At 45.1% G+C, this 26981-nt stretch carries 23 protein-coding genes; 10 read left to right on the top strand and 13 right to left on the bottom strand.

Going from position 1 to position 26981, the window contains the following annotated elements; genetic code table 11:
* Positions 1-94 precede the first annotated feature (94 nt).
* Together ABIO93_RS22370 and ABIO93_RS22375 are read left to right on the top strand one after the other, a co-directional pair.
* Positions 95-1453, top strand: coding sequence for an aspartate aminotransferase family protein (locus tag ABIO93_RS22370; protein ID WP_348071813.1), 1359 nt, complete (start codon positions 95-97; stop codon positions 1451-1453).
* Positions 1454-1473: 20 nt separating this feature from the next.
* Entirely contained in the window at positions 1474-2775 is a 1302-nt protein-coding gene (locus tag ABIO93_RS22375) for a DUF5690 family protein (RefSeq protein WP_348071815.1), read from the top strand.
* Positions 2776-2848: 73 nt separating this feature from the next.
* Here the strand turns inward: ABIO93_RS22375 and ABIO93_RS22380 are convergent, their stop codons facing one another.
* Entirely contained in the window at positions 2849-3076 is a 228-nt protein-coding gene (locus ABIO93_RS22380) for a hypothetical protein (RefSeq protein ID WP_348071817.1), read from the bottom strand.
* Between the two features lie 264 nt (positions 3077-3340).
* Between ABIO93_RS22380 and nhaA the strand changes: the two genes are divergently transcribed.
* The gene (gene nhaA, locus ABIO93_RS22385) at positions 3341-4513 is read left to right on the top strand and encodes a Na+/H+ antiporter NhaA (RefSeq protein ID WP_348071819.1); all 1173 of its coding nucleotides are present in this window, start codon (positions 3341-3343) and stop codon (positions 4511-4513) included.
* Between the two features lie 14 nt (positions 4514-4527).
* On the opposite strand, the gene ABIO93_RS22390 is transcribed toward nhaA, so the two are convergent.
* Positions 4528-5034 (bottom strand): hypothetical protein, encoded by a 507-nt coding sequence (locus tag ABIO93_RS22390; protein WP_348071821.1) that lies wholly within the window; start codon positions 5032-5034, stop codon positions 4528-4530.
* A gap of 55 nt (positions 5035-5089) precedes the next feature.
* Here ABIO93_RS22390 and nfi point away from each other — a divergent pair, with 55 nt between their 5' ends.
* Positions 5090-5830 carry a deoxyribonuclease V gene (gene nfi / locus ABIO93_RS22395; RefSeq protein WP_348071823.1) on the top strand — a complete coding sequence of 247 codons (741 nt, stop codon included), beginning with the start codon at positions 5090-5092 and terminating at the stop codon, positions 5828-5830.
* On the opposite strand, the gene ABIO93_RS22400 is transcribed toward nfi, so the two are convergent.
* The 7 genes from ABIO93_RS22400 to ABIO93_RS22430 form a co-directional block, all read right to left on the bottom strand.
* Positions 5822-6988, bottom strand: coding sequence for a glycoside hydrolase family 18 protein (locus tag ABIO93_RS22400; protein WP_348071825.1), 1167 nt, complete (start codon positions 6986-6988; stop codon positions 5822-5824). The two genes, nfi and ABIO93_RS22400, sit on opposite strands and share 9 nt — an antisense overlap.
* A 77-nt stretch (positions 6989-7065) precedes the next feature.
* A complete protein-coding gene (gene ligD / locus ABIO93_RS22405; protein ID WP_348071827.1) occupies positions 7066-7965 on the bottom strand; it encodes a non-homologous end-joining DNA ligase in 900 nt (299 codons plus the stop codon).
* Positions 7962-8735: a Ku protein gene (locus tag ABIO93_RS22410; RefSeq protein WP_348071829.1), complete on the bottom strand. Its 774-nt coding sequence runs from the start codon at positions 8733-8735 to the stop codon at positions 7962-7964. The genes ligD and ABIO93_RS22410 overlap by 4 nt, the downstream gene beginning before the upstream one ends.
* A 139-nt stretch (positions 8736-8874) precedes the next feature.
* Positions 8875-9627: a LytTR family DNA-binding domain-containing protein gene (locus ABIO93_RS22415; protein WP_348071831.1), complete on the bottom strand. Its 753-nt coding sequence runs from the start codon at positions 9625-9627 to the stop codon at positions 8875-8877.
* Positions 9624-10682: a histidine kinase gene (locus tag ABIO93_RS22420; RefSeq protein ID WP_348071833.1), complete on the bottom strand. Its 1059-nt coding sequence runs from the start codon at positions 10680-10682 to the stop codon at positions 9624-9626. Before ABIO93_RS22420 ends, ABIO93_RS22415 begins: the two co-directional genes overlap by 4 nt.
* 27 nt (positions 10683-10709) lie before the next feature.
* The gene (locus ABIO93_RS22425) at positions 10710-11363 is read right to left on the bottom strand and encodes a hypothetical protein (protein ID WP_348071835.1); all 654 of its coding nucleotides are present in this window, start codon (positions 11361-11363) and stop codon (positions 10710-10712) included.
* 62 nt (positions 11364-11425) lie between these two features.
* The gene (locus ABIO93_RS22430; protein WP_348071837.1) at positions 11426-13591 is read right to left on the bottom strand and encodes a TonB-dependent receptor; all 2166 of its coding nucleotides are present in this window, start codon (positions 13589-13591) and stop codon (positions 11426-11428) included.
* Positions 13592-13931: 340 nt separating this feature from the next.
* Here ABIO93_RS22430 and ABIO93_RS22435 point away from each other — a divergent pair, with 340 nt between their 5' ends.
* The 5 genes from ABIO93_RS22435 to ABIO93_RS22455 all read left to right on the top strand — a co-directional run bounded on the left by ABIO93_RS22435 (position 13932) and on the right by ABIO93_RS22455 (position 20546).
* A complete protein-coding gene (locus ABIO93_RS22435; RefSeq protein WP_348071839.1) occupies positions 13932-14144 on the top strand; it encodes a hypothetical protein in 213 nt (70 codons plus the stop codon).
* Between the two features lie 29 nt (positions 14145-14173).
* The gene (locus tag ABIO93_RS22440) at positions 14174-14368 is read left to right on the top strand and encodes a hypothetical protein (RefSeq protein WP_348071841.1); all 195 of its coding nucleotides are present in this window, start codon (positions 14174-14176) and stop codon (positions 14366-14368) included.
* A 137-nt stretch (positions 14369-14505) separates the two neighbouring features.
* Positions 14506-15735 (top strand): multidrug effflux MFS transporter, encoded by a 1230-nt coding sequence (locus ABIO93_RS22445; protein ID WP_348071843.1) that lies wholly within the window; start codon positions 14506-14508, stop codon positions 15733-15735.
* Between the two features lie 27 nt (positions 15736-15762).
* On the top strand, positions 15763-17658 hold the full coding sequence (locus ABIO93_RS22450) for an AAA domain-containing protein (RefSeq protein WP_348071845.1): 1896 nt from the start codon (positions 15763-15765) through the stop codon (positions 17656-17658).
* Positions 17659-17750: 92 nt separating this feature from the next.
* Positions 17751-20546 (top strand): DUF5686 and carboxypeptidase regulatory-like domain-containing protein, encoded by a 2796-nt coding sequence (locus ABIO93_RS22455; protein WP_348071847.1) that lies wholly within the window; start codon positions 17751-17753, stop codon positions 20544-20546.
* Between the two features lie 24 nt (positions 20547-20570).
* On the opposite strand, the gene ABIO93_RS22460 is transcribed toward ABIO93_RS22455, so the two are convergent.
* The 3 genes from ABIO93_RS22460 to ABIO93_RS22470 form a co-directional block, all read right to left on the bottom strand.
* Positions 20571-21692, bottom strand: coding sequence for an ATP-binding protein (locus ABIO93_RS22460; RefSeq protein ID WP_348071849.1), 1122 nt, complete (start codon positions 21690-21692; stop codon positions 20571-20573).
* 113 nt (positions 21693-21805) lie between these two features.
* A complete protein-coding gene (locus ABIO93_RS22465) occupies positions 21806-22015 on the bottom strand; it encodes an alkylphosphonate utilization protein (protein WP_348071851.1) in 210 nt (69 codons plus the stop codon).
* Positions 22016-22078: 63 nt separating this feature from the next.
* Positions 22079-23092 carry a PDDEXK nuclease domain-containing protein gene (locus tag ABIO93_RS22470; protein ID WP_348071853.1) on the bottom strand — a complete coding sequence of 338 codons (1014 nt, stop codon included), beginning with the start codon at positions 23090-23092 and terminating at the stop codon, positions 22079-22081.
* A gap of 209 nt (positions 23093-23301) precedes the next feature.
* Here ABIO93_RS22470 and ABIO93_RS22475 point away from each other — a divergent pair, with 209 nt between their 5' ends.
* Positions 23302-23952 carry an NAD(P)H-binding protein gene (locus ABIO93_RS22475; protein WP_348071855.1) on the top strand — a complete coding sequence of 217 codons (651 nt, stop codon included), beginning with the start codon at positions 23302-23304 and terminating at the stop codon, positions 23950-23952.
* Positions 23953-23997: 45 nt separating this feature from the next.
* Here ABIO93_RS22475 and ABIO93_RS22480 read toward each other — a convergent pair whose 3' ends face one another.
* Positions 23998-26979 carry an FAD-linked oxidase C-terminal domain-containing protein gene (locus tag ABIO93_RS22480; protein WP_348071857.1) on the bottom strand — a complete coding sequence of 994 codons (2982 nt, stop codon included), beginning with the start codon at positions 26977-26979 and terminating at the stop codon, positions 23998-24000.
* Between the last annotated feature and the right edge of the window lie 2 nt (positions 26980-26981).

Genomic DNA, 26981 nt, shown 5'->3' on the forward strand with positions numbered 1-26981 from the left:
ATGGCGGCGGGTTCTGGCTCGATGCTTTTTACAAAGGCCCGGGCGTGACCAAACAACTGATTCCGGCAGACAAACTGTTTGTAAAATAGATACAATGGCAGAAGTACATAACAGAACCGAAGGCGACATTAATCTATCATCTGCCAGGCGCGATTGGTACACGGTCATCAGCGACCCGGAAACAACGGGTTACCTGCATGAAGATTCCGAGTACTTTTTGCACCAGTCGCTTTCCACACCGTGCCTCGACGTGCTGGTTGAATGTGAAGGCATTTACCTCACAGATTTACAGGGAAAGCGGTACATGGATTTTCATGGTAACAATGTGCATCAGCTCGGTTACCGGAATCCCTATATCATTGAAAAAATAAAAGAACAGCTGGATATCCTTCCTTTTTCACCGAGGCGATATACCAATATTCCGGCGATCGGGCTGGCCAAAAAATTGGGGAGCCTCCTACCCGGGGACCTGAACCGTGTGTTATTTGCGCCGGGAGGTACTTCGGCGATCAGTATGGCGCTGAAACTGGCCCGGATCGTGACTGGGCGTCATAAAGTGATTTCACTATGGGATTCATTTCACGGCGCATCGCTGGATGCTATTTCGGCTGGTGGTGAGCTGGATTTCAGGAAAGATATGGGCGCATTAATGCCCGGCGTTGAACGCATTCCGCCTCCTATGACCTACCGCGGGCCTTTTGCTGCAGCGGGAAATAGTGACCTGGCTTATGCGGACTACCTGGAATATGTCATTGAAAAGGAAGGCGATATCGGTGCTTTTATCATTGAAACCATCAGGAATACCGACGTGCAAATTCCTTCACAAGCGTACTGGATACGCGTACAGGAGATTTGTAAAAAGCATCAGGTATTGCTTATTCTGGACGAAATTCCGATTGCTTTCGGCCGGACGGGCAAAATGTTCGCCTTTGAGCATTATCCGATCGAGCCAGACATTATTTGTCTGGGAAAAGGCCTGGGCGGCGGCGTAATGCCTATGGCGGCTATCGTTGCCAGGGACGCCTATAACATTGCCCAGAGCGTTTCGCTGGGTCATTTTACGCATGAGAAAAGTCCGCTCGGAAGTGTGGCTGCATTGGCTATGCTGGAATATATCGAGCAAAACCATATTCTGCAAAAAGTGCAGGAGGATGCGTTGTTCATGGCGGAAGAATTGAATAAAATGAAAGATAAATTTCCGTTGATCGGAGATATCAGAGGCGTAGGATTATTGTGGGGGATTGAGTTAGTAACAAACAGGGACACCAAGGAAAAAGCCGTTAAAGAAGCAGAAATAGTGATGTACGAGTGCCTGAAAAACGGTCTGAGCTTCAAAGTTTCGCAAGGTAATGTATTGCAATTGTCGCCGCCGCTGATCATCAGCCGGGAACAATTGACGGAAGCCTTGCAGATCGTGGAGCATGCCATTGAGACGGCCTCGGTCTTTGTTTAACACTCCTAAAAATCTTGGTTATGCGTTTGAAAGAAGCGCTGTTGCGTTCTAATTCGCTGTTTATTGCCTGGGCAGTCATTGCGTCCTTTGGTACCTACTTTTGTATGTACGCATTCAGAAAGCCTTTCAATGCCGGCCTCTATCAGGGGCTGGAACTGTGGGACGTAAGCTACAAAGCGATCCTGATCATTTCGCAGGTCGCAGGTTACACGCTTTCCAAATTTGCAGGTATCAAAGTTATTTCTGAACTCAAACACAGTTCCAGGATTAAGCTGATCGTGGGCCTTATTCTGGTGGCTGAGGTTGCATTGCTATTTTTCGGGCTTGTTCCTTACCCTTATAATTTCGTTTTCCTGTTTATCAATGGGCTTCCGCTGGGAATGGTGTACGGGGTCGTGTTTAGTTTTCTGGAAGGGCGGCGCTTTACCGAAATGCTGGCTATGGGGCTCAATATCAGTGTGGTAGTCGCTTCCGGTATTTTGAAGACATTTTACATTGAAATTCACCGCGTATTGCCGGGCATCTCAGAATTCTGGATGCCTTTTTTTATGGGCGCATTGTTCCTGCCATTCTTTTTATTGTTCGTGTGGATGCTCTCGGTCATCCCTGCGCCTACCGCCGAAGACATTGCTCTCAGGACGGAGCGCGTGCCTATGACCAAAGAGGATAAGCGGCTCGCTATGAAACAGTTTGGCTTTCCGATCGTCTGCCTTGTTATTTTCTATGCCATGCTCGTCGTGGTCCGCGACTTCCGGGATAATTTCACCATCGAGATCTGGAATGAGATTGATATGAACTGGGGTAGCAGCGTGCTCACTACCACCGAAATGATCACCGGAATTGTCGTTCTCGTCATCATCGGAAGCCTGGCTTTTGTTCGTGACAATGTGATCGGTTTCCGGCTCACGAACCTCATTCTCTTTTCGTCGATTCTGCTCATGGGCCTTGGGACATTCCTGTTTCAGGGGAATGTGATCAATGGTTTTTACTGGATGCTGATGGTGGGGCTGGGGACATTTCTGGCTTACACAGTACTGCAAACCGTCGTTTTCGAACGGATGATCGCGCTTTACCGGATCAAGGCGAATGCCGGGTATTTCGTATATATCTGCGAAAGTATCGGGTATCTGGGTAGCGTAGGGCTGCTGCTTTACAAAGAATTCTTCATGAAGGATTTCAGTTGGTCCAAAGTACTGATGCAGTTTACATACATTCAATTGTTTTTGGGATTCCTGTTGCTGGTGTTCTCTAACATTTATCTCGAAAGGTACCGGGCAAACCAGAACGAAAAACCAACCGATTCGGCGCTGGCCGCAATTTGAGTTCACAAAAAAAGGAGACCAAACGGCCTCCTCTTTAATCTCAATTTTTCACCTTAATAATTCTTCTACTTTATTATTTTGCAACTTTAAGCTCAACAATAGCAGCTTTTTGTGCAGGAGTGTATTTGTTGAAATTGTTTTCTGTTTTGGCAATCTGTGGTGCCGGTGTTTCCAATGCTGGCGTTGTTGCTGGCAGGGAAATTTTAGCGGACATTTTTGCTTTATCGTCTATATGATTACCGAATACTAACGAGGTGCTGAGCGCCATTGCGCAAACGAATGATGTGATTGAATTTTTCATAGCTGAATGTGTTTTTCTTGTCTTTGTCTTATTTGACTGTACAAATGTAAGTGTGCTGTTCGAGAATACATCACGTTTTTTTAATAAGTGAGCTAACGGTATTATGAGTGGTTAATATTGATGATGAGCAATTTAAGCGTATTTTTGAATTTTGTTTTATTGGGTAATATTGATTTTGTGCAAATCAGTAAAATGTATGAATGTTATTTGAAAAGTGCAATAATTTACTAAAACACATTTATTTCTTTTTGTTAAATTGCCTGCATGGCTAAATCGATCAACCTACAACCCTTTCGTGAATTTTTACAATCGGAATCCCTGGGGGGAGTCATTCTGATCGTTTGTGTAGTAATTTCTCTCATCATCGCCAACACCTCGCTCGGCCCTGGATTTGAAAAACTGCTGAGCGTAAACCTCGGCTTCGACACGGATAGCATTCACCTGAGGTATCCAATCTTATTATGGATCAATGATGGGTTAATGGCGATATTTTTTCTGCTTGTAGGGTTGGAAATCAAGAGAGAGTTGGTGGAAGGAGAGTTGTCGTCTTTTAAAAAGGCTGCACTGCCCATTTTTGCTGCATTAGGAGGTGTCATAGCGCCGGCGACGATCTATTTTGTTTTGAACCAAAACACTGAAACCGCAGCTGGCTGGGGGATTCCGATGGCTACTGATATCGCATTTGCGCTGGCTGTCATCACCATGCTGGGGAAATGGGTACCAGCGTCCCTAAAAATATTCCTTGCCGCACTAGCGATAGTAGACGACCTGATGGCGATTTTGGTGATAGCCGTGTTTTACTCCTCGGATCTGCATTATATGTACCTGCTGTATGCAGGAGGAATTTTTGCATTACTGCTGTTGCTGAACAAATTTGGTGTCAAAAGCCTTTTCGCTTATTTGATTCCGGGAGCCTTTATCTGGTATTTTATCCACCATTCAGGTGTACATGCGACGATAGCCGGGGTGCTGACCGCATTTGCGATTCCTACTAATGAAACCGCTGATGAATCTCCATTGGAAAAGCTGGAACACTTCCTGGTCAATCCTGTGAACTTCGTGATCATGCCGCTCTTTGCATTGGCCAACACCAACATTCATTTTGTGCCTGAAATGCTCGACGGGCTGACCACCAGTCTGGGGCTGGGGATCATTCTGGGTCTCGTGATCGGAAAGCCGCTCGGGATCAGTATCCTGTCGTGGGTAACGGTGAAGATGGGGATCAGTGTGCGGCCTGCGGGCGCTGGCTGGGCGCATATTGTTGGAATAGGGATGCTGGGCGGGATCGGGTTTACCATGTCCGTTTTTGTCGCTTTGCTATCATTTCCGGGCTCAGAACTGATCCTGTCAGAAGCGAAGTTCTCGATCCTGACGGGATCAGTTCTGTCGGGGATACTTGGTTATTTCATCCTGAGCCAACTCGGTAGAAAAAAGTAAGTCAGCGCGACTGGTTATTCGGTTTTACTTTTTATCAAAATGTAATCCATGTTGTTACCAGACGAGAACGCTGCGATCTGGGAGTATTTTTCATAATTATCCCACCTTTTCAGACCGTCTTCGTCGATGTTGGGATTGATGTTTTCTTTCAAATTCAGCAGGCCAAGAATCACCCTATTGTCGAATTCGAAGTCTTTGAGATTTTTGAGGGTAATACGGTCGGCGATTTCGTTGATAAAAATAATCTCAATTTTGCCGTCTCGATAAATCATCTTCGGACATTTATCGCATCCCGCTTTTGCATCTTTATAGTAGCTGTCCAGTTTTCCTTTGCCTAGCACGGCCTCTACTTCTTTCTGATTTCGGAATGCCACTTGTGCCAGATCCAGCTCCACCACTACCGTTGCGTTTTCATCTCTTTCATTTAAAACGAAAAATTTGATAAATATCGCGATGAGGATCAATACGAATGCAATGAATTTCCAGTTGGCCCATTTGCGTTTAACGGTGACTTGTTCCATGAGGATGGCTTGGTTTTTTAGTTAGTACATATCAACTATGTCAATACGAAATATCATGCCAATCATCACAAACGAAATGCCCGCAACATCAGAGTCCAATTACGGTCAGTTGACCATTTCGGAAGCTAAGCTCATTCAGGAAAGTTTAAAAAAGCAGTTGAATTTAAATCCGCTGCAAAAACCAATCAGAACGATCGCCGGGGCTGATATTTCACTAACACTTTATGATGAAACGGTTTATGCAGGAATTATAATCCTCTCATATCCCGAACTACGGGTCATTGCTTACTCACTGGTAAAAGGAAATACAACATTTCCATACATACCCGGTTACCTGGCGTTCCGGGAAATACCGTCCATACTCAAAGCATTTGAACAGATTCCGGTAAAACCCGACGTGATTATGTTCGACGGAAACGGGATCTTACACAAAAGAAGAATGGGGATCGCTTCCCATTTCGGGGTATTGACAGATTCCGTCACGATGGGATGCGCGAAAAAGAAACTGGCAGGGAATTTCACAGATCCGGGAGAAACTAAAGGCCAGTATTCAGCAGTTACCGACCAGGGCGATACCATTGGTTTCGCATTGAGAAGCAAAGATCGTGTAAAGCCGGTTTTCATTTCTCCCGGAAATCATATGAGCTTGCAGGATAGCCTGGACATTGCGCTCCGTTGCGTGGGTAAGCACCGGTTACCCGAGCCTACCCGAAAAGCGCATGAATATGTTAATCTTTTCCGGACAGGGGAATTAACCGAAGGCTATCATGAGGTAGATGAATGGCGGCTATTTTAATGACTTGTCTATTTCGTCCAGCAGGTAATGTTTGGGATCAGAATCATATTCCCAGAACATCACGCCGCCCATTTTCTTATCCAGGACATATTTACATTTCTCTCGCACCGATTCTTCGTCATCATAGCTCAGCACCTGGCCGGTAGTAGCATTGAGCAAATACGGCGCTTTGGCTACCTCATCGCGGTACACTTTGAAGCCTTTTTTGTTGACCAAACTGTCTTTAATGTAAGTGTATCCATCAAGATATTCCTGGGCAGTTTGTTTCTGTCCCAAGCCTTTTTCCAATTTCGCTACCGTAAACATGCGTCCGTAGAAAGGTAGTCCCATGACCAATTTACCAGCTGGAACGCCGGCGGCAGTAAATGCCTTGAATGCACTATCGCCTGATTTCGTGGTTTTATAAATATCAGAAGGATATAAACTTGCATGGTGAACAACGGTATCGCCTTGGAACAAGTCATAGGTCATTAGGTTAACATAATCCAGAAATTCCTGCGCCTTGCCCATTTCGACGACACTCAGGAACTCGACAAATCCTGGAACGGCAGTAGTCAGCAATTTCTCCTTACCAGCCTCCTTTTCCAGCAAATCCAGCTCTTCGCGGATCGCTTTGAACATTAATGTAAAGTTTTGCTTGTCTTCCGGACGGAACACATTGCCTTCCTCACCCATCATGCCCGGATATTCCCAATCGATATCCACACCGTCGAGACCGTATTTTTTAATGATATCTACCGAGCTTTTCGCGAATATCTTTCTGGATTCGTCGGTGAGCACGGCGTCGGAGAAGTTTTCGCTCCATGCCCAGCCGCCGATCGAGATCAGGATTTTCAGATCAGGATTTTGGGTTTTCAGCAGATTTAACTTCCGGAAATTGGTTGAATCCGTTTTTTCATTGGTCAAAAAAGCTTTGCCGCCCTGCACATTCACGAAAGCATAATTGATGTGCGTCAGTTTTTTGGCTTCGATCCGCTCGGTATTGAGCAAGCCATGAAATCCACCTACATAGCCAATCACAACAGATTTCGCGACGGTTTCATGGACCTCTTCTTTTTTCTCTTCTGACTTGCAGCTGATCGCAAAGATGGTCGGTGCCAGGATCAAAAGTGCGTTGAAGGCCAGATTTAGGGGTTTTATGGTTTTAAACAAATGCATAAGAATAGAGTATGGTTGAAGTAATAAAGTAACTATTACTTCGAAACAACTCCTAATGTATTTTTAAAGCCGCAGGATCATTTATCATGCAAAGACTCCATCTTTTGTAGCGCTTTGTGCATGTCCACACCTTTTCCCAGCACTCCTTTAAAAAGATCTCCCTTCTCTTCCAGCCTTTTAAAGATATTTTCAATGTTGAAATCTTGGGGAGTCAGCCCGGGTTTTACCTCGTGCCATTCGAGCGGTGCGGAGACAGTCGCGCCTGGCTTCGGGCGTACGCTATATGCGGATGCTAGCGTCTGCCCGATCATGTTTTGCAGGTAATCGACGTAGATCTGATTTTTCTTACGTTTTGAGAGCGATCTTTCCAGTGTAGTGAGCCCTGGTAATTTATCAGTTACCATAGTTGCCATTATCTCGGCAAAATCGCGGCTTTCGTCGTAGGTGTATTTTTTCTTGAAAGGAATGTAAATGTGCAAACCGCTGGAACCGGAAGTTTTGCAATAACCTACCATACCGGTTTTGTCGATTATGTCTTTGATCACCAGCGCAACTTCAATCACCTCATCGAATGTATTTTTATCCGACGGATCAATGTCCATCACAATGTAATCGGGATTGTCCAGCTTGTCGATAGTCGAGTTCCACGGGTTCATTTCAATGCAGCCGAGGTTGGCAATGTATAGCAGGCTTTCCAGGTCGTTGCAGACAAAGTAATTCACCATTTTGTCTGTGGACTCCGCATGTATCTCAACGGTTTTGATCCAATCGGGGACATGGTCACCGGCATCTTTCTGAAAAAAGCCTGGCTCAGTAATGCCGTTGGGTTGCCTGCGCAACGACAATGCACGGTTTTTCAGGTAGGGAAGAATGTACGGGGCGATTTTGCTATAATATTCCAGCAGGTCGCCTTTGGTGATTTTTTCGCCCGGCCAGTATATTTTGTCTAAATGCGTCAGTTCTGCGTGCTTTTTCATGATGCTTTGCGTTTTGGAGCGCTAAGACTCTCTTTCAGCTGCGCCATCAGATCCTTGCTTTTCGAATGTACGACCGTCATTTTCGCAGCGGCTGGTTTTTTGCCTTTGGCTTTGGCCATGATCAGTTCCAGTAACTTTTCATTGTAAGTATCCTTGTATCGGGAAATGTCGAAATCGGTGGTAAGCTGCTCGATCAACTGCACGGCCATCGTCATTTCGGCCGGTTTGATTGTAACATTGGGTACCACGAGTTCTTCTGTATCGCGTATTTCCTCCTGAAACCTGATCTTGTTCAATATCAACAGATCGCCCTGCGGTTTGATAAGTACCAGACTCTCGCGGTTACGCAGAACGTATGTTCCTAATCCGGCTTTTCCGGTTTTTTTTAGCGCATCGCGTAGTAATGCATAAGGTTTACCTCCTGACTTATCGGGTTGCAAGTAATAAGGGGTTTCGTAGTAAATGCTGTCAATGTCTTTTTCATTGACGAACTCGGCGATCTCGATGATCTTGCTTTTTTCAGGGCTGGCTTTTTCAAAATCACCTTCATCCAAAACCACATAATTATCCTCGAGCTTGTAGCCACGGACAATGTTTTCCCACTTCACTTCTTTGCCGGTATTTGCATTAACCCGCTGAAAATGAATGTTAGCGTGGTCTTTTTTGTCCAGCATGTCCAGGTCCAGCTCGCTGCCCTGTGTTGCACTAAAAAGTTTGACGGGGATATTTACCAGGCCAAATCCTATGGCCCCGGACCAGATTGCTCTCATATCTTTCTTTTGAAAAAATCAATAATAGATTTAGAAAGATATTAGCTTAAAAATCTGTGCCTTAGTTGCCACGAATACACTAATGTTCACAAATAAGCGATATGAACATTCGTGCTTATTCGTGCATTCGTGGCAAAAATTATTGCCCAAGCCAACTCTTAAAAACCCCCATTTTCTCCCTACTGATCAGAATGTCATTATCCATACAATTTTCGAGGTGGATTTTCAGGCGGCTGTTGGAGTAAGTGAACACATCTTTGATCGCTGAAATGGCACTGATGTATTTTCGGTTTAAGCGAAAGAAAGTATCAGGCGATAGCATTTCTTCGAGCTCGTCTAATGTGTAGTCGATGATGTACTTTTTCCCCGCGCGTGTTTGCAGGAACGTGACTTTGTCCTCGCTGTAAAAGAACCCAATATCCTGTACGTCAACGGTCTGGATGCGTTCACCGATCTTGACGAGGAATCTGGTTTTGAAAGGTTTTGAGGCGGGTTTAATGAGGCTACGAATCTGTTCTAATGATATGGCAGGCTCTTTCCGTGCCGTCTTGAATTTTTCGAGTGCATTGGTAAGCTCTTCCGGATCGACGGGTTTGAGGAGGTAGTCAATGCTATTCAGCTTAAAAGCCTTGATCGCGTACTGGTCGTAGGCTGTGCAGAAAATAATGGGCGCTGTAACCTTTACTTTTTCAAATATCTCGAAGCTAATGCCATCCGCCAGTTGAATGTCCAGAAATATCAGTTCCGGCTCGGGATTATTTTTCAGCCACGTCACGGCGGCGGTTACCGTATCAATGCTATCATAAATTTCGGCGTCTGGCATCCGCTCTTGAATGAGCTGGATGAGGCGCCGGGCAGCGGGTTTTTCATCTTCAATGACGAGGATTTTCATATTTTTAACAGAGGCAATTTCACGATAAATGAGTCGCCGGAATGATCTACGGAAATGTTTTCGGCGCTCAACAATTCGTATCTTTTGCTAATATTCGAAAGCCCCACTCCCGTGGATTCGTCCGGCATACTGCTCTTTAATTGCAGATTATTTGTAACTATCAATGCATTGCCATTCAAAGTAATATCAATTTTTAATGGGTGTTCCGTAGAGGCAATGTTGTGTTTGATCGCGTTTTCAAGCAGCAATTGCAATGAGAGTGGAGGCAGAAAACCAGGCTGCGCCTGATCCACTTGAATGTGATACTGCAAACCATCTTCAAACCGGATTTTTTGTAAGGAAAGATAGTTATTCGCAAAGTTCAGCTCCTGCTGCAAGGTAACCAGCTCCTCTTGCTGTACTTCCAGCACATAGCGATAGATGCCCGACAACTGACGAATGAATTTGGCAGCAGTATCCTGGTTTTCATAAACCAGATTGCTCAGCACATTCAGGGAATTAAAAAGAAAATGCGGGTTCAGCTGGTCTTTCAAAGACTGGTATTGCTGGGCAAACCTTTCCGTTTTCAATTGCTCCGTTTCAATGGCCGCCTTACGCCATTCTATTAAAAATGACCGGCTAATCAAGATGAATGACAGAACAAAAGCAATTTTCATCGGGAATTTGGTCCAGTTTACGAGGTCTGTCCAGGGTATGTTGTCCAATGTAAATGCCTGTCGGATCATGTAGACGTGGAGAAATATGATCACAAAACTCGTACAGAACACATAAAAAAAGTACGACAGGCATTCCAGAACCAGCCTTTTAACAGGATACTGAATCCAGGAAATGGTTTTGTCAAAATAATATTCGACCAGGAAGCCGCCGTAACTCAATGTGCACGACAATAGAAACGATACCGGCAGTTCTTCCATCAAAACCCGCCAACCAGCGCCGGTGACGAAACATTCCGGGCACGAAGTCAGGGCGATCATCAGCGCGATCAATAGATTGATGCCCAGAAAAGCTGGGGAAAAATTCCAGAATTTTTTCGATCCTCGGGTTGCGACTAGCATAGGGCTACAATATCGGTCAAATTGGAACTACTGACAGCTTTTCACCATTTTTTCTGCGAGAAATTTACCCCATGTTGGCTGAATAGCCGCTTTTAGTGCCTCCTCATCCTGCCCGGCAAATATAGCCAGACTTTGCTTCGCCGATCCGCAGGCTTTTTCAGTACCAGAACCGAAGAATTTGGCCATACCATACTCCATTTGTGCCAATAAGATGAGCGCACGCGGATTTTTGTCATTCAATGCCAGTGCCTTTCCAAATGCCTGCATTACCTGGCCCGACAAACTTTGGCCCCGGCTGGACGGATCGACACTCACTTTCGCCATCGTGATGAATCCCTGCAATGCTACGATTTCGGAATTGTTCGGTGATACGCCGTCTGCTTTTTTGGCCAGATCTTCTGCTTTGGCCAGCGCTTCGTCTTTTTTGTCCGCGGTGAGCGAGTTATTCAAGCCTTGAAAAGTGTAGGATAATGCATGGTAATAGTAAGGCTGCCATTCCTTTGGATTCAGTTCGGCAATGCGGGCAAATGCATTCGCAGATTGCTGCATTACTGGCAACGAGTCAGTTTCAATCAGTTTCGCGATCTCTTTTTTCATCGCTTTTTGGTAGGGCGACTCTTGTGCGGTCACGGTCAGGATGGTGAGAAATAATGCGGCGAAGATTAGTGTTAGCTTTTTCATGTTTTTGATTGGTTTAAAAAATTAACGAGACTTGCCAAGTCTTGTAGACTTGGTAAGTCTTTTTATAAATTGTTTAACTGATTAGCACCTTTGTCTTTGGAAAGCGTAATAAACAAGCCGATAAAGGCAAAACGTTTAGCTCCCTGCCCCACCGGAAGGCTTGCCAACGACCCGGCCTCGTCAGGCTGCGAAGCATACCGGTAACCGAATACATTCGCCCGGCCAAGCACATTGGAACATGCGGCGTGGATTATAATGTTGGGCCGAGGCAAATAACTCCAGCTAATGCTCAGGTCACTATATGCCCTGGTTTTTTGCTGCATTTCGCCCGAAAGATTGGGGTTATGGTAGGTATAGCCACTGTTCCACGACCAAGAAGTTCCGAGCTGCGATTTCAATGCACTTACAAAATGCTTGATCACGACCGAACCATTGTGTTTGGGTGCGAATGATGGCTGAACCTGCGTATCGAAATTGGCGTAGCTGCGTTTGCTATCGACAAAACTGTAAGTTACCCAGAAATCAGTGTTTTTGATACTTGTTCTGTCGCGGTAGAAGAAGTCAATGCCTCTTGCATAACCCGACCCGTTTTGGGAAAGGTTTTGGGGGTCGGTTGCCAGACCTTTGTACGTGATAAGGTTATCATATATTTTGTAAAAAGACTCAGCGCGGAATGTTCGGTTGTTTTTGACAATGAAGTAGTTAAGGATGTAGTGTGTAGCAGCTGCGTTTTTTAGGTCTGTTTGATATATCCTGATTTTCTCTTCCGGAAGTTGTTTGAATTTTCCGGCTGCAAATGAAAACTGTCCCTGATTGTTCATTTTGTAGGCTACTGAAAATCTCGGTGTTACCCAGGTTTGTTTCGCCAGTGAACTATGCCCGCTTCTCAACCCCGCGACCATAATCAACCGGTTGCTGAAATAATAGGTAGCTTCTATGAAATGGTTAACCTGCTGATCTGTGTAATTTCTTTTAAGGTTTTCGTCGACCAATGCTTCTGAATAGCTTTTGACATACCATTCCAAACCATTTTTAAGCGAAAACTGAGGGGAGAAATCTTTGACGGCTACCACTTTGGAGTGAACCAGCTGGGTGATCTGGCGGATCGGGTCGAGGTTCAATTTCAATGCGTCACGGTTATGCGAGAATGCCAGTCCGCCGTAGTAAAACCAGCCTTTGTTGCCTGCATGTTTGAATGAAAGGTTTCCATAAGCGTACCGATTATTAAGCTGAACCCGGTCACCGCGGCCATTGTCGCCTGGTATTTTTTGCCAGATGGTCATATTGCTCCCTTCGGTGTGGAAATAGGCTTTCAGAAATCCTGCTTTTCCCTCGGCAGCATTTCCCCATTTTTGTCTCAATGAAATTTCGGTGTCCCAGCTCGAAGGACTTTTTTCAAAATCAAAGTTTTGCTTTATGACTGCTTGATAGGGCGCCAGATTGTAATAGTTACCGGAGGCGGTCACTGCGTTTTGCTTGCCTACCAAAGTTTGTGTGTAACCCCCGCCCAATGACATCACGCTGACATCTCCCTGGTTTCTGAGCGGCAAGTCTAGTGTATTCAATGCCAATGCAGAGGAGAGCGCCTGACCATATTCCGCGGAATAACCACCGGTGCTGAAAAACGATCCTTTGAAAAGATTGGGGCTGAAACGTGTCCGGGTAGGGACATTGGATGCCGTACTGCCGAATGCATTTCCTACTTGCAGGCCATCAATGTAAATGGCGGTTTCCGAAGCATCGCCGCCCCTTACGAATAATCGTCCGTCGTTACCCACTGTGGACGTGCCGGGTAATGTGAGCAACGCAGCCGTAATATCGCCCATCGCGCCTGAGGTGGTCACGATATCAATGGGTTTCAGCACGACTGATTTCTTCTCGTCGCTGGCTTCCATGGCTCCTGCAGTAATGGTCACGGCGGTAAGCAGGTTAATGCTTTCCGCCAGTGAGATTTGTAGAGCGACAGGTTGTCCGTTGCATTCCACACTTATTTCCTGGGATTTGAACCCCAATGCCTGCACGCTAAGTAGCTGTTTTCCGGACTCACCGGTACCGAAAGAGAAATTTCCGGCGGCATCGGAAGAAGTACCGTCGTAAGTGCCTTTGATGTAAACATTAACTCCGGGTACCGCCCCACCTTTCTGATCTGCCACTTTTCCTGAGATCAGCGTTTGCGCCGAGGCCAGGCTGGCGGTTAAAAGGGTTAGTATTAGCAAATATGTTTTCATAACGCTCTTGGTTTGATCCAAAATTGAGCAGAAAGAAAACCCTGGGAAACTAACCTTGACCGAAGTGCAGAACGAGGCGGATGAAACGTAAGAGTTGTGGAGTGAAGCGCATGTTGAGACTACCCCGATTTGATTTTTTTGATAACCCGTATAAATTTTTTATAAATTTTTCAAAATGCTTGTAATCAGACATTTGAATTTATATATTCATTCGAAAGTTATTAATTCATTGGATGAGGATAAGTCTACACGTTTAGAAGTTGATCACTCTGGCACATTTATTTATTGGATGCTCCCGAAATCAATTTCACATACGACTAACTCTTAATCCCATATAACAATGGTAGCTACAATTGGTAACAACGCAATCAGTACTTTAAAACCGGGCGCCGTACTTACAGTTACAGGTGCCCAAAGTGAATCGGAAGCGCAAATGGAAGTGGCGGATTTTCTACAAGTAATTAATCGGAGCGACCTCGGCTATTTCCTCATTTCAAAAGATTACTTTTTGTTGTATCTGAAATCGGGAAGTTCGTTAAGTGGAATTGCATAAAGCTTTAACATTTTTCCATTCACAGAGACATGGTACAATCAGGTACTTTTAAATTGCTGGGGCAAAAGCTCATTAATATCATTATTCACAGACAAGACGTAGTAAAAATAGCGCCGATCAAAAGAGGGAGAGGTTGCATTATTTACCTGAAAAATAAGGTTCCTTACGCGGTAAGTGAAAGTGAGAGAGAGGTTTATAAAAAACTAAACTGGCTTGCTGCATAAGCAATCAGTCTGTTGCCGTGAAAATACAGAGGCTCTGGTGAAAACCGGGGCCTTTTTTTAATGTTAATATTTTCCGTTTCCCCGAACCTGCCGCCGATGTTAGGCGTTATCAGACCTTATCCACACCGCATTCACTGATGTCAAAAAAGACGTATTTCTATTTAATCCTGATCCTGGGAAGTTTAACCGCATTAGGCCCCTTTTCAATTGACATGTACCTCCCCGGTTTTCCGGCCATTGCAAAAGATCTCCATACTACGGCTGCCAAAGTATCGCTTTCCTTGTCCGGGTTTTTCATTGGAATTTCGGTAGGCCAGTTGCTTTACGGCCCATTACTTGACCGGTTTGGCAGAAAAAAGCCATTATATATTGGTCTCAGTGTGTATATTCTGGCCTCGGCTGGTTGTGCCATGTCCGGTAGTATCAACGAACTGATCGTATGGCGGGTGATCCAGGCGATAGGAAGCTGTGCCGCAACGGTGGCTTCCGTGGCCATGGTGCGTGACCTGTTTCCGGTTAGTGACAATGCGAAGGTTTTCTCACTGCTTTTACTGGTAGTAGGCGTTTCGCCAATGATCGCCCCCACGGTGGGAGGCTACGTGACGGCTGCATTTGGCTGGCATGCCGTGTTCCTGATTCTCACCGGAATGGGCGTTGCTATACTTGCTGCTACGGCACTATGGCTTCCTGATAGCTACAAACCCGATAAAACCATGTCACTGAAACCGCGACCGATCATTCTCAACTTTCTGGCAGTGGTAAAAGAGCCTCAGTTTTATACTTATTCGTTAACCGGCGCCATCGCATTCGCAGGATTATTCGCCTACGTTTCCGGCTCGCCGCTCGTATTCATGGAAGTGTTCCATACCGACGAAAAAGTGTACGGATGGATATTCGCATTCCTCTCCATTGGTTTTATCGGTTCAAGCCAGCTGAATACATTGTTTTTACGGAAATATACCAGCGAGCAGATCGTCAATATGGCTTTGATTTGCCAGGTAGTCATCGGTTTTACATTTCTTGCTACCGCTTTAAGTGGCCTGCTGACGCTTTTGAGCACGGTAGGATTTCTGTTCCTGTTTTTATGTTGCGTCGGTTATACTTACCCGAACGCCGCTGCTTTATCACTCGCGCCATTTACCAAAAATGCAGGTAGCGCATCTGCATTAATGGGTGCTTTTCAAATGGGAATGGGGACATTGATATCGATCGCTATCAGTTTATTTGAAGAGCCGTCCGTAGTTCCCATGGTGGGGGCGATGGCGGGTTCAGCTTTACTTGCGCTCATTGTTTTAATGCTCGGCCGCCGTTTTATCATTGAAAAAGTGGAGGTGCAGCAAGGCGCGGATGCTGGTGTGATGCATTAAATCCGATTAGTTGACCTTATTTTGTGCATGGATTATTTCAAAAAGCTCCTCGATTTACTTAAAACAGAAAGAGAAGAAGACCGCCGGTCTTACCTGAGAATTACCGAAATGTCGTCGGTGTCGGAACGCCGCGCGAAAGGACTTTCGTGGTATCCCATTGCGATACGTGGCACGGAAATGAGCCGCGGCGATTACTTGTCTGTCGAAGTAGAGCGTACTACCCACCAGGATATCCCGCATCAGCTGCGGTTTGGCATGCCTGCCGTACTTTTCAGTAATCATGATGCCAAAACGGACAGGGTAGAAGGGATCGTCACTTATCAGGGCGGCAACAGATTGAAAATTACATTACGGACGGATGAATTACCCGAATGGTCGCGCGACGGCAAGTTGGGGATTGATGTGCTTTTTGATGATAATAGTTATGATGAAATGCAGAATGCGCTGAAAACCGCGTCTGCATTGGCAAATGATGAAAAAGAGGGAGGTTTGGTCAACGTGTTAACTGGCGAAAAATCACCTACTTTTCATCCCGACCTACCCAAAGTTGAAATCCCGAGGCTGAACAGCTCCCAGCTTGAAGCCGTGAATAAGATCATTGCAGCCAATGAACTGGCTATTGTGCACGGCCCCCCGGGTACCGGTAAAACGACCACGCTCGTACAGGCGATCAAGGCGCTGCATCAGCTTGACCACCAGAAAATCCTGGTAGTAGCACCTTCCAACACGGCTGTGGATTTGCTAAGTGAGAAATTGAGCGAGGAAGGGTTGAATGTGGTCAGGGTAGGGAACCCGGTGCGGGTTTCGGAGCGGCTTACGTCTCTTACATTGGATAGCAAAATGGCTGGCCATAGCGCTATCAAGGATGTGAAGGCGCTTAAAAAGCAGGCCAATGAGTACAAAAACATGGCGCACAAGTACAAGCGTCAATTTGGAAAGGCCGAACGTGACCAACGAAAAGCGTTGTTCGATGAGGCCCACAGGATTATGAAAGAGGTGGGTAACATGGAGCAATATGTGATCGATGATGTGCTGAATAAGGCGCATGTGATCACGGCGACGCTCGTGGGGGCTAACCATCACACGGTCAGAAATCTGAAATACAAAACGGTAGTCGTCGACGAAGCGGGGCAGGCATTGGAACCTGCGTGCTGGATCCCGATACTGAAAGGTGAAAAAGTCGTGCTGGCTGGTGATCATTTCCAGCTGTCGCCTACTATCAAATCGAGTGAAGCCGCCAAAAATGGATTGAGTACTACCTTACTCGAAAAATGTGCCGCAATGCATCCCGAATCGGTGATCCTGCTGGAAGAGCAATACCGGATGAATGAGGCGATCATGGGTTTTTCTTCCAAAATATTTTACCAGAATAGATTAAAGGCGCACGAATCCGTCGCGCATCATTTGCTATTCCCGGGCGACGCTCCTCTGGCATTCATTGATACTGCCGGCTGTGGTTTTGACGAAAAACTGGAAGGTACCAGCTCCACTAATCCCGAAGAAGCCGTATTTTTATTCAAACATCTGACCCAGTTTGCGGCAGAACTGAATCCTGTAGATTTTCCTACCATCGCGGTTATATCTCCTTATAAAGAACAGATTAACTTACTGAAAGAGCAGTTGCTGCACAGTCCTGCATTGCTGGCTTTTGGGGACAAAATTTCAGTCAATACCATTGATAGTTTTCAGGGCCAAGAGCGTGATGTGGTTTACATTAGCATGACCAGAAGTAATCCGGAAGGCGAAATCGGGTTTTTGTCTGACATACGCCGCATGAATGTTGCTATGACGCGTGCACGAAAAAAACTGGTCGTGATCGGTGACAGCGCTACGCTTTCTCAGCTACCATTCTACCTGGATTTTATCGCATACGCCGAGGGCCTGAACGCGTATCAGAGCGCGTGGGAATTTGCGGATCTTTGAGAGAACATTTAAATGTGTTTGCTTTTACATGCAACCGCTTTATATTTAAATGCATCTACCAGTAAGTAATATATCTCCAATCCGGACCCTGTATGCCGAAACGTTTCCTATTAGCCGTATTCCTGATTATTTTCTTAGCCCCTGCCATTTTTGCCCAGACAGCCACACCTGCTTCCGGCATTAAGGGCACGATCAAAACAAAAAAGGGGGAGCCGCTTCCTTTTGCCGCTATTGTGGTCAAAGGGACCAGTATCAGTACCATTTCCAATGAAGAAGGCAAGTACCTGCTCGATTTGAAACCAGGTTACTACGAAGTTATTTTTCAGTATTTGGGTTTCAAAACAGGACAGAAAGGATTTACGGTCGAAAATAAAATGGAAACGTTCGACCTCACGATGGAGGAGCAGGCGCTTAACCTGGGCGAAGTGCGTATCGGGAACAAGGACGAAGATCCGGCGTATACGATCATGCGACGGGCGATTGCCAAAAGCAGATATCATTTGTTGCAGGTCGATAGCTATGTAGCAAAGGCTTACACCAAATCCTCGATCGTAGTCACCGATCTTCCGATGGAGTTTTTGTATAAAAAAGAACTGAAGGAAATGGAAAAGGAGTCCAATTTTAAAAAAGGCGTTCCTATCCTGAATGAGAGCGTTTCGGAAGTAACTTTCAAGCAGCCCAATTCCTACAAACAAAAGGTGATCGCAGCCCGTAATAGCCAGGACAAGGGTTTTGCCAATCCCAATGCTTACTTACTGACCAGTTTTTATCAACCCGAAGTGGTAAAAGCGGTATCCCCGCTTTCTCCGAGGGCATTTGCTTACTACAAATTCGAATATCAGGGTGCTTTCAGGGAAAATGGTATCGAAGTCAATAAAATAAAGGTTACGCCACGATCTTATGGCGAAGGCGTTTACCGCGGTACGATCCACATTATCGAAGACGAATGGAGCATTTACAGTCTTGACCTGCAAACTGTTAATACTGGTTTTACCATTGATATCAAACAGGTTTACAGCCCGGTGCAGGACGTTTGGATGCCTGTTAATCAGCAATTTCACGTGCAAGGAGGCATTTACGGTTTAAAAGGGAAAGGGGATTTTGTGATTTCTCAATCATTTTCCAACATTAAGATCAATCCCGCTTTCAAGCCTGACATCGTGGTGGTTGATGACAAAAGACAAAAAGAGGAAGCTAAAAAGATCAAGCTGACGGGCCGGGAAATAAAATCTCAAAAGCTGGAAGAGGTAGTGAGCAAGCAGAAGGAGTTTTCTGCCAAAAACCTGCGCAAAATGATGAAGGAATATGAAAAGCAGGACCTAAAAGCGAAGGAAGAAAAAGGGGAGGATATTGACCTGGATTTCACCAGAAACGATTCTACGCAGGTTGATTCTATGGCCAATATGCGTAGTATGGCGTTTTGGGATTCGATCCGGACGGTACCGCTCACCACGGCCGAAGTGAAAAGCTACACCCGGCTGGATAGCATTGTTGTGGTGAATGAAGGTACTCAGGAACAGCGCGATAGTCTTAAAGTTGCAAAATCTGATACGACAAAAAAGAGTAAAAAGGGTGGCGGGAATAGCTTCTTCGGAGGCGTACTAACAGGCCATAGCTTTCGGCTGGGCAAAAAAAGTCCGTGGCGACTGGATTATGTCAGCCCGCTTTTGGGCGCGCAGGTGAATACGGTGGAGGGGCTGGTTTTAAATGGCGGCGGACTGAAACTGAAATATCGGGGAGGTAATCCAAAGAATAATCAGGAGGGCGTGCAGCTGAGCTCGTCGGGTATCAAACGTTTTTCCGTGAGGCAGGGTCAGGAATGGTCGTTCAATGCATTGACCAGGTACTCGTTTGCGCGGGAGAGATTAATGCCCACCGTTGGAATTGACTATGGCTGGAAACGGAGCACGATGAATGTCTCGGGCGGGCAAACTGTCTCTCAGTTCAACGGAGAAAATCCGATGCATCCGCTTTTGAACACATTGACGACATTGTTTTTGGAAAGGAATTTCATCAAGGAGTATCAGAAGAATTTCGTTAGAATGGATTTCAAAACCAACCGCGAAAATGAGCATTTCGAACTGAAAGCGAACATTGAATATGCTTACCGGACTCCATTACAAAATTTGATAAATACCAATTCCTATCGTTGGATCGACTGGAAACGCAGGGAGTTCACCTCCAATATCCCAATGAATGCGGAAGTGACTGACGAGAATGTAAACCCGACCTACGAAATGCCACAACATCAGGCGCTGACGGTGGGTGTATCCGCTGCTTACAAACCCTGGCAGAAATACAAAACGAAAAGTGGCAAGACGTCATTCTACGACGATGATACTCCCAAGTTTTCAATCAGTTACCGGAAAGGGATCAAAGATGCATTCGAAAGCGACGTGGATTTTGATTTTGTGCAGATCGGTGTCCAGCATGGATTTGAAACGGGTGTCAGAAGCAAGTTGAGTTACAAGTTGGCGGCGGGGAAGTTCCTGAATCACAAATCGGTTTTCTTTCCCGATTACCAACATTTTGCCGGTAACCGGTTTTTCTTTCAGCTAGGCGACCCGGTGAGTACATTCAGAATGCTGGATTACTACCGGTACAGTACTGCAAACCAGTTTTTTGAGGCGCATGTGCTGAGTGAATTCCGCAAGTTCCTGCTCACCCAAATCACCTGGTTCCGGGTTTTGGGGATTAAAGAAAACTTTTTCCTGCATTACCTCGCAACACCTGCATCTGACAACTATACCGAACTTGGCTACGGTCTGGACATAGGTATTCGTTTTCCATTACGGGTAGAGGTTGTGAACAGTTTTGAGGGTTTCAAATATAAAAGCACCGCCCTCCGTATCGGCACGACGATGAATTTTAATCTGGGGCGGAATTGATATTGGGGTTAACAGCTTGGTTTGTCACAAGATAAATTCGTCGAAGTTGTCTTTGTGTATAATTTTGAATTCACTATCCGGGTAGGCGTTGGAAAAAGTTTTTGAGAAAGAGGCCTTGGCATTAGCGCTCCATTTGAATTCATAAGCGCTTAATTTACCGTCCGATTCTTCAAGATAATCGATTTCTGTTTGTTCTTTTGTTCGCCAGTAATAGCTGTTTGCCCATATTCCCTGGTAGTTTATAAATTTCATCCTTTCTGAGATGATGAAATTCTCCCACAAGGCACCAATATCAGTCCTCAGTTCGGGTTGATTAAAGTTAGCTATCAGCGCATTTCGAATTCCATTGTCATAAAAATAAATCTTGCGGCTATTTTTAAGTTCATTTCTAAGGTTACGATTGAATGTCCCCAGCCTAAAAATTACGAAGACTTGTTCTAGTAAGGTGATATATTTTTCAACCGTTTTATTGTCCAGACTGCATATCTGCCCCAACTCATTAAAGGAAACCTGCGAGCCAACTTGAAAGGCCAGGGCTTGCAGAAGGCGCAGAAGTTTTTCTGGTTTCTGTATATTTTCCCACATTAAGATGTCTTTGTATAAATAGCTGTCAGTCAATTGCTTTAGTATTTCTTTCTCTGAGCCATTATGATTAACTATATCCGGATAGTACCCATAAACAAGTCTTTGTGGTAAAAGTCTTTTTTCCTCCAATAATCCGTGGTGGTTAACCATTTCACCGAAGGAGATTGGGAACATTTTGTATTCCCATTTACGACCTGTCAATGGTTCATTCACCTTATTGGCTAATTCGAAAGACGAACTTCCGGTTGCGATGAGCTGAACACCTTTAATGTTATCTGTTATTAATTTTAAGCGTAACCCGATGTCGGAAATGCGTTGAGCCTCATCAATGACAATATTTTTCTTGTCACCGAATAGATTTTTTAAACGAGAAGATGTCGCGTTTTCGAACAAAGCCTGAACATCAGGCTCATCTCCGTTGAGCCATAGCGTTTCTTCCTTGTTAGCAAATAGCTGGTTTAATAATGTGGTTTTCCCCACCTGACGTGCGCCCAGAAGGATGATGGCTTTGCCATCATGAAGTTTTGATTCGATTATAGATTGCAGATTTCTTATTATCATCGTACAAATATATTCAAAAACATTACTTTTCGGGAATTGATTCCTAAAAAAACACTACTTTTTAGGAATACATTCCCAGAAAGTAGTGTTTTTAGTAATTTTAGCAGCCAGGTCTATACTTTTTGCAGGAACATCGTTTTCAGAACCAAAACGCTTCTTTCCACTTTACCTTCGATTTCTTCGGCATCATCAGTCAGGCGAATGTTCTTCACTAGCGTTCCTCTTTTCAATGTCGCAGAGCTGCCTTTTACTTTCAGGTCCTTAATTATTTTCACGGAATCACCTTCCGAAAGCAAGGTGCCATTACTGTCTTTTACTTCCATTTTGAATGTGTTGTGGGTAAAGTTGAATGGCGGTAAAGGTACGTAAAAGCATTGCTAAGAATGTTACTTGTAAAAATCCGTTAACCGCTCAGCAATTTCCTCAGGGCTTGGCAATAACTGTTTAAATTTGTGTGGAAGCAAGTTCGTGGTGTTATAGGTAGAGACGCCAATCGGAAGTGTTCCATTTTTTAACGAGTATTCCACGATGGTCCTGTCTTTGTTTTTACATATGATAATTCCAATTGATTCATTCTCATGAGGTAGTTTAACCTTATCATTCAATACTGCGAGATAAAATTCGAGCTTTCCTTTATGCTCGGGCTCGAATTCTCCAATTTTCAAATCAATGGCAATGAGGCATTGCAGTTTACGGTGATATAGTAGCAGGTCAACCCAGTAATCCCGGTCATTTACCTGTATTCTATATTGATTGCCTACAAAAGTGTAATCACTTCCCATTTCCAGTAGAAATTTTCTGATATTTTTTACTAACTCCAATTCCAATTCGTTTTCAGAATGCTCGTTGGCTAGATTAAGAAAGTCAAATGTGTAGCTGTCTTTGATTGCAAGCATTGCCTGTCGGCTTAATGTCTCAGGCAATACCTGATCAAAATTTGTTTGATTAAGCAGATATTTCTCAAAAGTTTTGTTTTCAATCTGATGGATCAAAACATTTTTAGTCCATCCAAATTTCTTTGTAGATAGAATGTAAAATTGTCGTTCCTGGCTATTCTTGCATTTCGAAAGGATCACAATATGCTTACTCCACCCAATTTCTCCAACCAATGGTTGGAGATTTATATTCGACTGATAATCAGTGTAAAATTGCACCATATACCAGATATTTGTAGTCGAAAAACCACCGGTTCCAGGGAACTCCGCCTGTAACTCTTTGGACAGGGTCGGGACAATGGATTTGCCCCAGCTTTCCAATTGTCTTTCCGCAATGGATTTGCCAATTTCCCAGTACAAACTAATCAATCTGGTATTGACTGCGGTTAGTGCTTCGTATTGAGCTTTCCTTATTTTTTCCTTTATATCGGTTATAAAGTCTCTTTCGATGTGGCTTAAATTCATGATCTTGAAGTCAGGACTTTATCAATGAGACGGAATGATTTCGATTTGGTCACTACTAGGTTTAAATTTTCCCAAAACCTCTATCTTTGTCGCATTCAAATCTCCTGATAAAATATAGAAGCATCCGTTGCAGCGTGAGTAATCTGTTGTGACAACCGGCGCCAGGCAGCGCTGGGTTAATTTTATGTCTTATATTTTATGAAAGAGAAATGGAAGCAATTCAAAAAATAGCCGTCATCGGCGGTGGAGGTCGTACTGGCAAATATATAGTCGACCAATTACTACAGAAGGGATTCTCACTGCGACTACTGCTCCGCAATCCCGAAACTTTCACCATTCAAGATCCGCTCATCGAAATAGTAAAAGGAGATGTTCTGGACGCAAAAGCGGTCGATATGCTTATCGAAGGCTGCCAGGCTGTGCTCAGTACCGTGGGGCAGCGCAAAGATGAGCCTCTTGTGGCCAGCCAAGCCGTGACTAACGTGATAAGTGCGATTCAAAAACAGCAGATTTCGGCAGAAAGGGTAAAATTCATCTTACTGGCTGGGCTGAATATTGATACACCTTTTGACAAAAAGAGTGCTGAAACGCAAAAGGCGACGGCATGGATGAAGGAAACATTCCCCATTATCCACGAGGACAGACAAAAGTCATATGCAATCCTGGACGCTAGTGGTGTAGACTGGACACTAGTGAGGGTGCCTTACATTGAATTCAATGATGAAAAAGGCAATGTAAAAGTTGATCTGGAAGATTGCCCCGGGAGTAAAATAAGTGCGGGTGATATCGCGCGTTTTATGATCGCGCAGTTGGCGGATAATAACTATTTAAGGCAGGCGCCTTTTATTGCTGGTTTGTAAAAAGAACAAGACTTGCCAAGTCTCGCAGACTTGGTAAGTCTCTGCTTAAACCAGCGCTTCCCAGAGAATCTCAGCGGGGTGCATGGCTTTACGGCCGGTACCGTCGTGGATCTGATGGCGGCAGCTTGTTCCCGGCGCAGCAATGATTACTTCTTCTGGTTGTTGACGCACAGCAGGGAATAGTACCAATTCGCCAATTTGCATGGAGATATCATAATGTTCCTTTTCGTAGCCAAACGATCCCGCCATTCCGCAGCATCCTGAAGGAATGAGTTGGACGGTGTAATTCTCAGGGAGCGAAAGCATTTTCTTTGTCGGTACCATACTGGAAATCGCCTTTTGCTGGCAATGTCCATGTAATTTGATCAAACGCCTCTCCTTGGTAAACTGGTTTCTGGAAATGTGTTTCAGCTCGATTTCCCGAGCTACGAACTCGTCAAACTGCAATGCATTCAACGCTAACTTTTTGGCATCTTCAAGCATACTTTCATCGACAAGATCAGGATACTCGTCACGGAATGTTAATATTGCCGACGGCTCGATGCCCACCAACGGCGTATCGTAGGAAATGATGTCTTTCAAAAGGCGGATGTTTTCTTCGGCTATTTTTTTAGCATCTTTCAAAAGACCTTTCGACAGCTGCGGACGCCCGGAAGGTCCGTGTTTTGGAATGATCACATCATAACCCAGCTTTTCCAAAACCTGGATAGATTTTTTGCCTATTTCAACATCATTATAGTTGGTAAACTCATCACAAAACAGATAAACCTTGCGAGAACCAGCCACATTCGGCTTCTTGCGTTGCTCGTACCATTTCATCAATGTGGTACTGTGCAACAATGGCATGGTACGTTCAGGGTGAAAACCTACCACGCGGTTGGCGATTTTACGCAGCGGTGCATTCTTGAAAATCAAATTGTAAGCCCAGGGAACATAACTCGCGATACCCGTCATCTTGGAAAAATTTCCTACCAGCCATGACCTCAGCGGAACACCATGAACATCGTGGTATTGCTGCAGAAATTCCATTTTCAGTTTGGCCACATCCACATTGGATGGACATTCACCTTTGCAGCCTTTGCAGGCCAGGCATAAGTCGTATACTTCCTTAATTTCTTGATTATCAAACCGGTTTTCTTTCGGCGAACGCGTCAGCATTTCGCGCAGAATGTTGGCGCGGGCGCGGGTAGTGTCCTTTTCATTGCGGGTTGCCATGAAACTCGGACACATGGTACCGCCGCTCATTTCAGTCTTGCGGCAGTCGCCCGACCCATTACATTGTTCCGCGTGCTGCAATATATCCTGGTCCTGAAAACGAAAATACGTTTTGAACTCTGGCGTCTGCTGGTCGGCTTCGTAGCGAAGGAACGTATCCATCGGAGCGGTGTCGACGATCTTGCCGGGATTGAAAATATTATTCGGGTCCCAGGCCTTTTTGATCTCCTTAAAAAGCTGGTAATTATGCTCTCCGACCATTTTAGGGATAAACTCGCCTCGCAGACGGCCGTCGCCGTGTTCGCCGGAAAGTGAGCCGTCGTATTTTTTAACCAGGTCAGCGATTTCCTCCGCTATCATCCTGAATTGCCTGTGACCTTCGCTGGTTTTCAGGTTAATGATCGGACGAAGATGGATTTCACCGGTTCCTGCGTGGGCATAATGCACGGCGGACATGCCGTGCTTTTTCAGGATCACATTAAAATCGCGGATATAGTTCGGTTGGTCGTAAACGTCCACAGCAGTATCTTCTATCACCGCAACTGCTTTTTCATCACCGGGAATATTGGCCAGCAGTCCTAGCCCTGCTTTCCGTAACGTCCATATTTTTTTGGTATCATCTCCAAAAAGAAGCGGGTAATGGAAGCCAATGCCTGCTTCCTGCAACTCTTTGGTCATTTCAGCTGCCAGACTTTCCACTTCTTCTTTGGTTTCTCTCGAAAGATCCACTACCAATATCGCGGGGAAAGTCCCGTCTGGTTTGTTTTTGACAAAAAATGCATTTTTCTTCTGTTCCGCGTTCGTAGTGGCACATTCTAGCACATAATCGTCGATCAGCTCGACCGCTTGCGGCTGATATTTCAATGTCAGTATCGTAGCACGGAGCGCTTCGTCGATGGTATCGCAATGCACGCAAACCAGTCCCTGGGTTTTGGGAGGCAGCGGTACCAGGTTCAATTTTATTTCAGTTAAAAAACACAATGTACCTTCCGATCCTGCGATCAGGCTGCACATGTTAAAAGGCTTGATTTCTGCTGATTCTGAGCTGTTTGCGTAAGGTTCCGTATGCAGCAGCATGTCGAGCGCGTAACCGGTGTTGCGTCTTTCAATGCTTGGCTTGGGAAAGTTTTTTCTGATCTCAGCCTGGTTTTCCGGCGAGTTTAGTATCTCATGTGTTTTGAGGTATATCTTGTCAAGAAGCGACGCACTTCCGTTTTTCTGTTGCGCATTGCCCAGTAACGTCCTGAAATCCAAACCCGAAACGGATTTGAATTCAGCGTCCGAACCATCCGCCAGAATCGCCTTTACTTCCAATGTATGTTCTCTGGCGCTGCCGTAAACAATGGAATTGGAGCCGCATGAGTTATTCCCGACCATTCCGCCGATCATCGCGCGGTTGGCTGTGGAAGTTTCTGGTCCGAAATATAGCCCGTACGGTTTCAAAGCCATGTTCAGCTCATCTCTCACTACGCCCGGCTGTACGCTCACCCAGCGTTCTTCGGCATTGATTTCCAGTATTTTGGTGAAATTTTTAGAGACATCTACGACAATTCCATTTCCCACTACCTGCCCTGCCAGTGAAGTTCCTGCTGTCCTGGGGATCAGTGATATATGATTTTTAGTTGCATACGCGATCAGGGTTTTGATGTCGCTGATCGTTTTGGGAATAGCCACTGCCAAGGGCATTTCACGGTACGCGGAGGCATCCGTAGCGTACAAGGTGCGCATTGTATTGTCATAATACAAGTCACCTTCAAGTTGTTGGGCAAGCGAATTCAGGTCAGAACCGGAAACAGAAGACGGCGATGTCATAA

Origin of the sequence: Dyadobacter sp. (assembly GCF_039919315.1) — a bacterium.
In the GTDB taxonomy this organism is placed as follows: Bacteria; Bacteroidota; Bacteroidia; order Cytophagales; family Spirosomataceae; genus Dyadobacter.

Excerpts from the sequence above, each read along its gene's own strand:
- ABIO93_RS22370 (WP_348071813.1), top strand. The coding sequence starts at position 95 with ATGGCAGAAGTACATAACAGAACCGAAGGCGACATTAATCTATCATCT.
- ABIO93_RS22410 (WP_348071829.1), bottom strand. The coding sequence starts at position 8,735 with ATGAGAGCAATCTGGTCCGGGGCCATAGGATTTGGCCTGGTAAATATC.
- ABIO93_RS22460 (WP_348071849.1), bottom strand. The coding sequence starts at position 21,692 with ATGATAATAAGAAATCTGCAATCTATAATCGAATCAAAACTTCATGAT.
- ABIO93_RS22380 (WP_348071817.1), bottom strand. The coding sequence starts at position 3,076 with ATGAAAAATTCAATCACATCATTCGTTTGCGCAATGGCGCTCAGCACC.
- ligD (WP_348071827.1), bottom strand. The coding sequence starts at position 7,965 with ATGAAAAAGCACGCAGAACTGACGCATTTAGACAAAATATACTGGCCG.
- ABIO93_RS22390 (WP_348071821.1), bottom strand. The coding sequence starts at position 5,034 with ATGGAACAAGTCACCGTTAAACGCAAATGGGCCAACTGGAAATTCATT.
- ABIO93_RS22400 (WP_348071825.1), bottom strand. The coding sequence starts at position 6,988 with ATGCATTTGTTTAAAACCATAAAACCCCTAAATCTGGCCTTCAACGCA.
- ABIO93_RS22445 (WP_348071843.1), top strand. The coding sequence starts at position 14,506 with ATGTCAAAAAAGACGTATTTCTATTTAATCCTGATCCTGGGAAGTTTA.
- ABIO93_RS22375 (WP_348071815.1), top strand. The coding sequence starts at position 1,474 with ATGCGTTTGAAAGAAGCGCTGTTGCGTTCTAATTCGCTGTTTATTGCC.
- ABIO93_RS22430 (WP_348071837.1), bottom strand. The coding sequence starts at position 13,591 with ATGAAAACATATTTGCTAATACTAACCCTTTTAACCGCCAGCCTGGCC.
- ABIO93_RS22435 (WP_348071839.1), top strand. The coding sequence starts at position 13,932 with ATGGTAGCTACAATTGGTAACAACGCAATCAGTACTTTAAAACCGGGC.
- nfi (WP_348071823.1), top strand. The coding sequence starts at position 5,090 with ATGCCAATCATCACAAACGAAATGCCCGCAACATCAGAGTCCAATTAC.
- nhaA (WP_348071819.1), top strand. The coding sequence starts at position 3,341 with ATGGCTAAATCGATCAACCTACAACCCTTTCGTGAATTTTTACAATCG.
- ABIO93_RS22480 (WP_348071857.1), bottom strand. The coding sequence starts at position 26,979 with ATGACATCGCCGTCTTCTGTTTCCGGTTCTGACCTGAATTCGCTTGCC.
- ABIO93_RS22425 (WP_348071835.1), bottom strand. The coding sequence starts at position 11,363 with ATGAAAAAGCTAACACTAATCTTCGCCGCATTATTTCTCACCATCCTG.
- ABIO93_RS22420 (WP_348071833.1), bottom strand. The coding sequence starts at position 10,682 with ATGCTAGTCGCAACCCGAGGATCGAAAAAATTCTGGAATTTTTCCCCA.
- ABIO93_RS22455 (WP_348071847.1), top strand. The coding sequence starts at position 17,751 with ATGCCGAAACGTTTCCTATTAGCCGTATTCCTGATTATTTTCTTAGCC.
- ABIO93_RS22415 (WP_348071831.1), bottom strand. The coding sequence starts at position 9,627 with ATGAAAATCCTCGTCATTGAAGATGAAAAACCCGCTGCCCGGCGCCTC.
- ABIO93_RS22465 (WP_348071851.1), bottom strand. The coding sequence starts at position 22,015 with ATGGAAGTAAAAGACAGTAATGGCACCTTGCTTTCGGAAGGTGATTCC.
- ABIO93_RS22475 (WP_348071855.1), top strand. The coding sequence starts at position 23,302 with ATGGAAGCAATTCAAAAAATAGCCGTCATCGGCGGTGGAGGTCGTACT.
- ABIO93_RS22440 (WP_348071841.1), top strand. The coding sequence starts at position 14,174 with ATGGTACAATCAGGTACTTTTAAATTGCTGGGGCAAAAGCTCATTAAT.
- ABIO93_RS22470 (WP_348071853.1), bottom strand. The coding sequence starts at position 23,092 with ATGAATTTAAGCCACATCGAAAGAGACTTTATAACCGATATAAAGGAA.
- ABIO93_RS22450 (WP_348071845.1), top strand. The coding sequence starts at position 15,763 with ATGGATTATTTCAAAAAGCTCCTCGATTTACTTAAAACAGAAAGAGAA.